Source organism: Providencia sp. PROV261 (assembly GCF_028477945.1).
Classification (GTDB): domain Bacteria; phylum Pseudomonadota; class Gammaproteobacteria; order Enterobacterales; family Enterobacteriaceae; genus Providencia; species Providencia stuartii.
In genome coordinates this window covers 1-1798 of record NZ_JAMPMC010000093.1, presented here as the reverse complement: position 1 = coordinate 1798, position 1798 = coordinate 1, and the positions used below count along the sequence as shown (strand labels likewise).

At 32.0% G+C, this 1798-nt stretch carries 2 protein-coding genes and 1 pseudogene; all 3 read left to right on the top strand.

All coding sequences use genetic code 11. The annotated features are described in order from the left end of the window. Positions 1-349: pseudogene (locus PR675_RS20750) on the top strand (hypothetical protein); the annotation flags it as partial. 3 nt (positions 350-352) lie between these two features. After that, complete coding sequence (locus tag PR675_RS20745) at positions 353-709, top strand: hypothetical protein (protein ID WP_060561368.1); 357 nt, start codon at positions 353-355, stop codon at positions 707-709. 213 nt (positions 710-922) lie between these two features. Continuing rightward, complete coding sequence (locus PR675_RS20740; protein ID WP_131728131.1) at positions 923-1429, top strand: hypothetical protein; 507 nt, start codon at positions 923-925, stop codon at positions 1427-1429. Positions 1430-1798 lie beyond the last annotated feature (369 nt).

Genomic DNA, 1798 nt, shown 5'->3' with positions numbered 1-1798 from the left:
ACTGAATCTTTATCAGTATGCGCCAAATCCTCTCACATGGATCGATCCATTAGGGTTAACAGATAACCCATTAGTTGGACTTGATCTTGCGAATATGTCTAAAAAACAAATTAATGACTTTTTATCTGGTGCAGATAACATTACTTGGAGAGGCGGTTCTCCTGATGGAGTATTTTCTCAGTGGAATTATACAGATACAGGGACTTTAGCTGTCAGGTTAGATCCACCAGATAAGGTTACAACATATAATCATGCGCATTTATATGATAAGGCTGGAAACGCTTTAGATATTAATGGGAATGTTGTAGACCCAAAATCACCTGCGGCTCATAATAAAACTGGTTGCTAAAAAATGATTGTGAAAAATATAGAAACAGCAGACTGTGAAATTTTGAATACTGAAATATATCAAGATAGAATGATTATAACTTTTTCATTTGTATATGATATTTCAAGAAATTCATATGTTAAAGATGTTAGCTTAATAATTACAAAATGGTCGCAATTTGAAGCAAAAATATTTATATCAAACGGACCAAATGATGTGTCAAAAGAAAGGAAACTATCCTATCAGACATTAGAATATTTTGAGAATATTCAGGTTATATCAACAGATAATGATAGGCTCATTTTACAGGGGTTTAGTAAGGACTCTGGACATTGGCTTGAGTACATTTTTCTTAATAGTGTTTTTTATTTTAAAGAGTAGGCGGCGTAAAGTAAAAGCCGGGAAAGATCCTCAAATCTTCCCGACTTATTTTTTAAGAAGTGTAAATTGGAAAACAGGTAGCACTAAGTGTTAGTATGTAGATGAGGTTTATAATGAACTATGTAAATACGTTTATTCTGCAAAATGATATACCATTTTTTTTAAAAAAATTAGCAAATTTTTTGATGTCAAATAAAATGATGGATTATTCATTTGAAATGGTTTACTCAAGTGAAAAAAAAATATAATGGAGAGTTGAAACCCTTTGATGAATTGGATGATAATCTTATATGCTACCCTGTTCGTTTGATTAATAACATAGAGTTTGCTAGAGATATTTCTAGCTATATTACCCTTGATGATGGCTATCTAATAATACATATGTTTTTAGATATTGACGATTTATCAAGCCTATATAAATCTGGGTTTTGTCAGACGAAAAGAAGTAAAGCGTTCCGATTGGAGATATATAACGTAGAGTGGGAGGCAATAAAATTACCTAACCCAAATTTATATATTGACTCTTTAAGTGAAAAAGCCTATCAAGAGATAGATAGTAGCTACGATTTAATTGCTTTAGGCGCTGCCATGATATCTCTTAATAAGGTAACCCATATAAATATGTCATATATTGACAATTTAAATGAATTTAATGATTCCGAGTATGCAGAGTTTCATAAAGTAGTTGATGAAATTGGGGTCGCATTAAGTTTACCATAATACACATTACATGCTTTATATCATAGAAATAAAAATCATTCATTAATCAAAATCGATAGAAAAACAAATAACATAAGGCTACTGGAGTAGTTTAATCGAAATAATTAAAAGCAAAAGGTCGTGACTCATTCATAATTGGGCTATTTTTCTATAGATACTGCTGGATCCAGTTTATATAATTGGACTCAGCAGTATCAGAAAAGCACGAATCAGTCTGATATTTACAAGCAGACAACAGAAAAATACCTACCGAGAAACGAGGGTATAACACGTGTGGGCGTATCCCCATATCAAGTTGTACATCATAGGCATAAATCGATGTTCACAACGCCGATATTTGACTGACACACTAACACTATGACCATAAAC

Bases quoted from the DNA above. Each gene is read 5' to 3' on its own strand.
- PR675_RS20745 (WP_060561368.1), top strand. From the start codon at position 353: ATGATTGTGAAAAATATAGAAACAGCAGACTGTGAAATTTTGAATACT.